The organism is Acinetobacter sp. UBA3025 (assembly GCF_002367915.1).
Lineage (GTDB): Bacteria > Pseudomonadota > Gammaproteobacteria > Pseudomonadales > Moraxellaceae > Acinetobacter.
Window position 1 is genome coordinate 1 of record NZ_DFDO01000046.1, and the last position, 7,296, is coordinate 7,296.

8 protein-coding genes are annotated in these 7,296 nt (G+C 43.0%); 5 read left to right on the plus strand and 3 right to left on the minus strand.

The window, feature by feature from the left end; translation table 11 throughout:
* Positions 1-82 precede the first annotated feature (82 nt).
* The 5 genes from argC to B4J23_RS01870 all read left to right on the plus strand — a co-directional run bounded on the left by argC (position 83) and on the right by B4J23_RS01870 (position 5,140).
* Positions 83-1,138 carry an N-acetyl-gamma-glutamyl-phosphate reductase gene (argC, locus tag B4J23_RS01850; RefSeq protein ID WP_291358610.1) on the plus strand — a complete coding sequence of 352 codons (1,056 nt, stop codon included), beginning with the start codon at positions 83-85 and terminating at the stop codon, positions 1,136-1,138.
* A 76-nt stretch (positions 1,139-1,214) separates the two neighbouring features.
* Positions 1,215-1,961, plus strand: coding sequence for a DUF6776 family protein (locus tag B4J23_RS01855; RefSeq protein WP_291358607.1), 747 nt, complete (start codon positions 1,215-1,217; stop codon positions 1,959-1,961).
* An 18-nt stretch (positions 1,962-1,979) separates the two neighbouring features.
* Positions 1,980-2,393 (plus strand): ATP-dependent Clp protease adapter ClpS, encoded by a 414-nt coding sequence (gene clpS, locus B4J23_RS01860; RefSeq protein WP_034170359.1) that lies wholly within the window; start codon positions 1,980-1,982, stop codon positions 2,391-2,393.
* 9 nt (positions 2,394-2,402) lie between these two features.
* Positions 2,403-4,679: an ATP-dependent Clp protease ATP-binding subunit ClpA gene (gene clpA / locus B4J23_RS01865; RefSeq protein WP_005235391.1), complete on the plus strand. Its 2,277-nt coding sequence runs from the start codon at positions 2,403-2,405 to the stop codon at positions 4,677-4,679.
* Positions 4,680-4,786: 107 nt separating this feature from the next.
* Positions 4,787-5,140 carry a YnfA family protein gene (locus B4J23_RS01870; RefSeq protein WP_291358608.1) on the plus strand — a complete coding sequence of 118 codons (354 nt, stop codon included), beginning with the start codon at positions 4,787-4,789 and terminating at the stop codon, positions 5,138-5,140.
* Between the two features lie 81 nt (positions 5,141-5,221).
* Here B4J23_RS01870 and B4J23_RS01875 read toward each other — a convergent pair whose 3' ends face one another.
* The 3 genes from B4J23_RS01875 to B4J23_RS01885 form a co-directional block, all read right to left on the minus strand.
* Complete coding sequence (locus B4J23_RS01875; RefSeq protein ID WP_175967522.1) at positions 5,222-5,695, minus strand: hypothetical protein; 474 nt, start codon at positions 5,693-5,695, stop codon at positions 5,222-5,224.
* Between the two features lie 102 nt (positions 5,696-5,797).
* Positions 5,798-6,718: an ornithine carbamoyltransferase gene (gene argF, locus B4J23_RS01880; protein ID WP_175967524.1), complete on the minus strand. Its 921-nt coding sequence runs from the start codon at positions 6,716-6,718 to the stop codon at positions 5,798-5,800.
* A gap of 113 nt (positions 6,719-6,831) precedes the next feature.
* Positions 6,832-7,296 (minus strand): TetR/AcrR family transcriptional regulator C-terminal domain-containing protein (locus tag B4J23_RS01885; protein ID WP_291358609.1); only part of this gene is annotated, 465 nt, incomplete at its 5' end.

Sequence of the window (7,296 nt, forward strand, 5' to 3'; positions counted from 1 at the left end):
ATCAATCCCTAGTGAAACAGTTTAGAAAACCTCAAGTTCCTGTCATACTACAGCCCATAAAGGAAACATCTAGTTTGAGGTAATCATCGTGATTTCAGTGGGTATTGTGGGTGGTACAGGTTATACAGGCGTTGAACTTTTACGTCTATTACTGCGACATCCGAATGTAGAGGTTAAAGCACTGACATCACGTACTGAAGCAGGCCGCCGTGTCGATGACATGTTCCCGAGTCTGCGTGGACATACGGATCTTCAGTTTTCTGATCTCAGCCTTGATCTATTAAAATCATGTGATGTGGTATTTTTCGCGACACCACATGGCGTTGCCATGAAACATGCTGAAGAACTTGTTGCTGCCAATACCAAGGTAATTGACCTTGCAGCTGATTTCCGTTTGCAAAATCTGGCACAGTTCGAAAAATGGTATGGCATGGAACATGCTTGCCCAGAAGTGTTAAAAGATTCTGTTTATGGTCTGTCTGAACTTAACCGTGACCAGATCAAACAGGCGAGTGTGATTGGTAATCCGGGCTGTTATCCAACGACAGTTCAGCTTGGTCTGGCACCAGTATTAAAATCAAGTGAGGCCTTGGTAAAACCAGAAAGCATTATTATCGATGCAAAATCTGGGGTATCAGGTGCGGGCCGTAAAGCCAGCCTGGGCATGATCTATTCTGAAAATGCTGATAACTTTAAGGCTTATGGCGTTGCGGGCCACCGTCACCATCCTGAAATCGTAGAAGCATTAGAAAACATTTCAGGTCAAAAAGGCGTGTTTGACCATATCCTGTTTGTGCCGCATCTAGTGCCGATGATTCGTGGGATGTTATCAACGATTTATATCGATTTGACTGAAGCAGGTCAGGCAGCTGACTTGCAGTCACTGTACGAGCAGTTCTATGCCAATGAACAGTTTGTTGATGTAATGCCAGCAGGCAGTTCGCCAGAAACCCGTTCGGTGCGTGGTGCTAACCAGTTGCGTATTGCACTATACAAACCACAACCAACCAAGCTGGTGATTCTGGTGGCTCAGGACAATCTGGTCAAAGGTGCAGCTGGTCAGGCAGTACAGAACATGAACCTGATGTTTGGCTTTGCAGAAAATGCAGGCTTGAATAATATTGGTTTATTACCATAAAAAACGTATTAGAACTTCACACACATTTAGATTTGGATTTAAATGTGTGTCTTGAACAAAGTATACAGAGATCAAAATGCCGAATAATGAGTCAAACATGACGATCCAGGAACCCTCTACAAAGAAACCATTGATGAAAGGCAATACACCTTTGGTAATCGGTGCTGCTGTGTTGATTCTGGGTAGTGGCTTGCTGGGCTATACGGTCGGGCATCGGCAAGGTTTGACTGCGGTAGGTTTTGAGGCGGATGCGGAACAACTGGTTGAAGTGGTACAAAAACAGAAAACTAGTCTGGAAACACTGAATAAATCTCTGAATACAGCGGTACAGGAACGTGATCTGGCCGTTAGCAATGCTAATGATCTTTATCTGGCTGCAAATAAGGCGCGTGATGCTCAAGAGCAGGCTGAAAGCGTTGGTACGATCTATCGTGAGATTTTGCGTCAACGCGGTGGTCTGGCGCTGACAGTTCAACATCTGGGGATTAAAGCCTTGCCTGATAATGCCTTCGAATATCAGCTGGATCTGATTCAGGTCAGCCCGGGCAAAAATCGCGCCTCTGGTACAGTGGAGCTACGTTTGATTAAGGGTACTGAAATTCTGGTCGTGCCGCTTGAAGATAAAAACTTTAATTTCGACAATTATGAACGTTTGACTGGTCGCTGGACCATGCCTAAAGGCTTCAAACCAGAATTTATTGAAGTGCGTCTCTCAGGGGCTAAGCCTGTGATTCGCCGTTTTAGCTGGGATCAGGGGAAAGCTGTTGAAAGCCAGTCAACAGTCCTGTCAGAGATTCCAAAAACTGAAGCAAATGCAAATTAAGTGTGAAATAGAAATCGTATGCCAAGCAATAAACGTCCAAAATGTTTAAGTGAGATCAAAAATTCTTTTTACGAGTCCGGCATGGTTGATTGGCATATTAGCCCGCGTTTAACAGACGAGCCTTTTCACGATGATGACGCTGATCTTGCAGTCCAGACTGCACCTCCTGAACTGAAGCGTCCACCGATGTATGCAGTGGTATTATTGAATGACGACTACACTCCAATGGAGTTTGTAATTGAAATTTTACAACAATACTTTGCAATGAATCTTGACCAAGCTACACAAGTAATGCTAACTGTACATTATGAAGGAAAAGGTGTAGCTGGGGTCTATCCTCGAGACATTGCGGAAACCAAAGCGAACCAAGTCAATAATTACGCTCGATCTCAAGGTCATCCTTTACTTTGCCAGATTGAGCCGAAAGATTAAGGGGGTTGCATGCTCAGTCGTCAATTAGAAGTATCACTACGTTTGGCTGTCAGCATGGCTCGTCAAAAGAGACATGAGTTCCTGACCGTAGAACATTTATTATTAGCTTTACTCGACAATGATTCTGCCGTGAATGCCTTAAAAGCATGTGGTGCAGATATTATCGTTTTGCGTAAAGAATTAGAAGAGTACGTAGAACAACATACCCCTAAACTCGGTGAAAATAGTGATCAGGCACCTCATCCTACAGAAAGTTTTGACCGGATTTTGCAACGTGCAATTTTCCATGTTCAATCCAGTGGCGGTGATCGTACTGTAGAAGGCGCCGATATTCTGGTTGCGATGTATTCTGAGCGTGATTCTTTTGCAGTTTATCTGCTTAAACGTCATCAGATTAACCGTCTGACTTTAACTCAGTACCTTTCTCATGGTACGCGTAAAGACGAAGTACAGTCTGAAGAAGAAATTGAAGAACTGGACGGTGAATCGGCCTCTTCCAATAATTCTGGCCCACTAGAGCTGTATACGACCAATTTGAATCTGGAAGCTCAACGCGGCAAGACAGATCCATTGATTGGCCGTGAGAAAGAAATTGAGCGGGCAGCACAAATTCTTTGCCGCCGTCGCAAAAACAACCCATTGCTAGTCGGTGATCCAGGTGTAGGTAAAACTTCAATTGCTGAAGGTCTGGCTTGGTTAATTGTGAATGGCAAGGCACCTAAGCCACTGGAAAATGCTGAAATCTATAGCCTAGACATCGGCGCACTGGTGGCGGGAACTAAATACCGTGGTGATTTCGAAAAGCGTTTAAAACAACTATTAAATGCCTTGAAGAAAAAACCAGATGCAGTACTGTTTATTGATGAAATTCATATGATCATCGGTGCAGGTTCAAGCATGGGCAGCACCATGGATGCATCGAATCTAATCAAGCCTGCATTGGCAAATGGTTCATTGCGTTGCATCGGTTCAACCACATTCCAGGAATACCGTCAGGTCTTTGAAAAAGATCATGCCTTGTCACGTCGGTTCCAAAAAATAGATGTGAATGAGCCTTCGATTACAGAAACAATTGATATCTTGCGTGGCCTGAAATCTAAATTTGAAGATTTCCACCATGTACAGTATGACGATCAGGCACTGGTTTCTGCGGTTGAGCTGTCAGCGAAATTTATTAATGACCGTTTCTTGCCAGATAAAGCGATTGACGTGATTGATGAAGCCGGTGCACAACGCCGTTTGAAAGCTGAGCAAGACGACAGCCTGATTACGGTTGAAAATATCGAAGACATTGTGTCCAAGATTGCTCGTATTCCACCGAAAACGGTTTCTAAAGATGATAAGTCTGTACTGGAGAACCTTGAGCGTGATCTGAAACGTGTAGTCTTCGGCCAGGATGAAGCAATTGAAGCTTTGGCTTCTGCGATCAAACTGTCACGTGCGGGTCTGAAATCGCCTGATAAGCCAGTGGGTAGCTTTGTATTCGCAGGTCCAACGGGTGTAGGTAAAACTGAAGTCACCAAGCAATTGGCGAAAATTTTGGGTGTAGAGCTGGTACGTTTTGACATGTCCGAATACATGGAACGTCACGCAGTCTCTCGTCTGATCGGTGCGCCTCCAGGTTATGTCGGTTTTGACCAAGGCGGTTTACTGACCGATGCGATTCACAAAAATCCGCATTGTGTATTACTTCTAGATGAGATCGAAAAAGCGCATCCGGATGTATTTAATCTGTTATTACAAATCATGGATCATGGTTCATTAACGGATAATAATGGTCGTAAGTCCGATTTCCGTAATGTGGTACTGGTTCTAACGACTAATATTGGTGCGGAAAGTATTTCCCGCGTCAGCATTGGTTTCATGGAACAGGACAACAGTAATGATAATCAGGAAGCGATGAAGAAAGCCTTCTCGCCAGAATTCCGTAACCGTCTGGACGGTGTAATTCAGTTTAAGGCATTGCCGAATACCATTATTGAAAATGTCGTGGATAAATTCCTGACTGAACTTCAGGCACAACTGGATGAGAAGAAAGTGGTGCTGGAGGTGGATCAAAGCGCACGCGAATGGATGGCTGAAAATGGCTATGACCGTTTGATGGGTGCTCGACCAATGCAGCGTCTGATTCAGGAACATCTGAAAAAACCACTGGCTGAAATGATCCTGTTTGGTGAACTGGCTGAAAATGGTGGTAACGTTTCAGTTTCTGTGAAGAAAGAAAATGGTAAATCTGTCGGTCTGAAACTTGAAGTCTTCGAAGATCAGACTGCTGAACCAGCTTAATCATTGAATAGATCATCATCAGACCCGTGTTCGCACGGGTTTTGTTGTTTTATTTGCCCTTAATTTATGTGCTCTTGGTTTAAAGAGTTTCTGATTTAGCGGAATATATGGATATCCAGATTAGCAAGCTTTTAATTACGTTTTTTCTATTTTTATTAACAGCATTGATGGAAATTTTGGGCTGTTATTTTCCTTACCTGATTTTAAATCAGGCGAAGAGCCAGTGGTTATGGGTTCCGACGGCATTAGCTTTAGCTGCTTTTGTCTGGCTTTTGACTTTGCATCCAGCCGCTTCTGGGCGTATTTATGCCGCCTATGGGGGAATTTATATTTTCTCAGCATTAATGTGGCTGAGATTCATTGATCAGGTTAGCCTTTCACGTTGGGACCTGCTTGGGGGAATTGTGGTCATTCTAGGAGCACTGATTATTATATTACAGCCACAAGGTTTGATCCGTTGACCGTCTGTTTATATTTACCAAAATAGAATTTATCAAAATATAAAAGGCAGCTAAAGCTGCCTTTATTGATTTTAGACAAGATTATTTTACATTACAGTCTTTCTGAGAAAGATCTACATTATAAGTATGCGTTTGGGAACTGAGACTAAGTTCGATTTTATAAGGATTGACGATCTGATAGCGATGTTCAAAAAAGATCTGGCAGTTATTTAAAAGATTATTACGAATCACCTTAAGGACTTCTTTACGGCCTAGGTCCTTCTCAAACTGACTAAAGTCGGGTGTCGTGATCATGCCTTTAAGTGTGGTTTTATTGGCAGTAAGTTGTAACTGCTCTATGATTGTATTCTGATCGATCTGTAGCGGCAAAGTCTTGGAATCTTCCGCACTCAGCACGGCAAGCAGTTCGTTCAATTCAGCTTTTTTCTCAATTTTAAACTTGCTGTCCAGAATGCCTTTTCCTTGGAGATACTGGTCGAATTCAGAAGCATACACCGGTAAAGCAGCACTACTAAAACCTGCCAGGAGTGCCAAAGCCCAATATTTTTTTTGCATTGTATCGCATCACTTTTTATGTCGTTTCAATTCTGATTATAAGAGCTGAAACAAAAAAAGCACCAGAGATTGGTGCTTAATTTGTGAAGATTTTTGAAGAAATCAGTCTTTTTTCAGGTTTTCATTCAACAGAAATTCAACCAGTGCTTTTTGTGCATGAAGGCGGTTTTCTGCTTCATCCCAAACCACAGCATTTTTGTGGTCCAGCATATTTTCAGAAATTTCTTCACCACGATGCGCAGGTAAGCAATGCATGAACAAGCAGTCTGGGTGTGCAAGATCCATTAGGCGTTCATTCACCTGATAGTCCGCAAAAGCTTTTTCACGGATTTTCTGTTCTTCTTCCTGGCCCATACTTGCCCAAACGTCAGTGACGATCAGGTCAGCATTGACTGCTGCATCTTCAGCAGTATCGACCAGTTCTACACAGTGTGCGAATTCAGACAGGAACTGTTCTTGAGGCTCATAGCCTTTCGGTGCTGCAACTTTTAGCTTGAAGCCCCACATGTGCGCTGCTTCGATATAAGAGTTACACATATTATTGCCATCGCCGATCCAGGCAACAGTTTTACATTCGATCGAACCGCGATGTTCCAGATAAGTCTGCATGTCAGCAAGTAACTGGCAAGGGTGATGATCATCAGTCAAAGCGTTGATCACTGGAACTTTTGAATAAGAAGCAAAACGTTCTACGATATCGTGACCGAAAGTGCGGATCATCACAATATCCAGCATGCTGGAAATCACACGTGCAGAATCTTCAATTGGCTCACCGCGACCCAGTTGGGTATCGCGTGAAGACAGGAAAATTGCGCTACCACCAAATTGGCTCATGCCAGCTTCAAACGAAACACGCGTACGGGTACTCGATTTTTCAAAAATCATGCCCATCACTTTACCAACAAATGGTTGGAACACTTCATTGTTATGCTGTTTGCGCTTAAGCTCAATTGCGCGTTGCAAAATCTGGTTAAGTTCTAAAGTTGATAAATCGCGTAAGGTGAGAAAGTGACGGAGAGCCATTCGTTACTCCACAATAATTGCCGAAAAACTCGATCAACAATCAGTTGTTGGTTAGTTTAAGAAAAAATACGGAATCGGCTAATATACTATAAGCAATGAAAAATGCAAAAAAACTAGACTTTTTGATGACCGTCTAAAAATCGATCCACACAATAACTGATGTATTTGTCGATTTCCTGATCATCTTCCTGTACCGGAATTCCCATCAGAATCCGCCATTCCAGATTACGCAAGATGCCAAAATATAACTGGGCCGAATATTGCGGATTCTCGCAATGCAATAAACCTTGCGCATCTGCTTGTTCTAAAGCCGTGGCAATCGCACTTTGTACATGTACTGGGCCTCGTTCATGAATATGCTGCGCGAGTTCCGGATTACGCTGACTCTGTTCCAGCACCAGACGCATAAAGGCTGAATTTTCCGGTTGCATGATCTGATGATAAAAATTAAGCAGCGTATGTACCAGATAACTACGAAAATCCAGAGCCATCAGCTCGATCGGAATACTGATATCTTCAAAAAACTTGATACGACGATAATCGCAAATGGCCTTAAACAAGCCTTCTTTGTTGCCAAA

Coding starts and splice junctions, on each gene's coding strand:
- B4J23_RS01870 (WP_291358608.1), top strand. CDS start 4,787: ATGGATATCCAGATTAGCAAGCTTTTAATTACGTTTTTTCTATTTTTA.
- argF (WP_175967524.1), bottom strand. CDS start 6,718: ATGGCTCTCCGTCACTTTCTCACCTTACGCGATTTATCAACTTTAGAA.
- clpS (WP_034170359.1), top strand. CDS start 1,980: ATGCCAAGCAATAAACGTCCAAAATGTTTAAGTGAGATCAAAAATTCT.
- clpA (WP_005235391.1), top strand. CDS start 2,403: ATGCTCAGTCGTCAATTAGAAGTATCACTACGTTTGGCTGTCAGCATG.
- B4J23_RS01855 (WP_291358607.1), top strand. CDS start 1,215: ATGCCGAATAATGAGTCAAACATGACGATCCAGGAACCCTCTACAAAG.
- B4J23_RS01875 (WP_175967522.1), bottom strand. CDS start 5,695: ATGCAAAAAAAATATTGGGCTTTGGCACTCCTGGCAGGTTTTAGTAGT.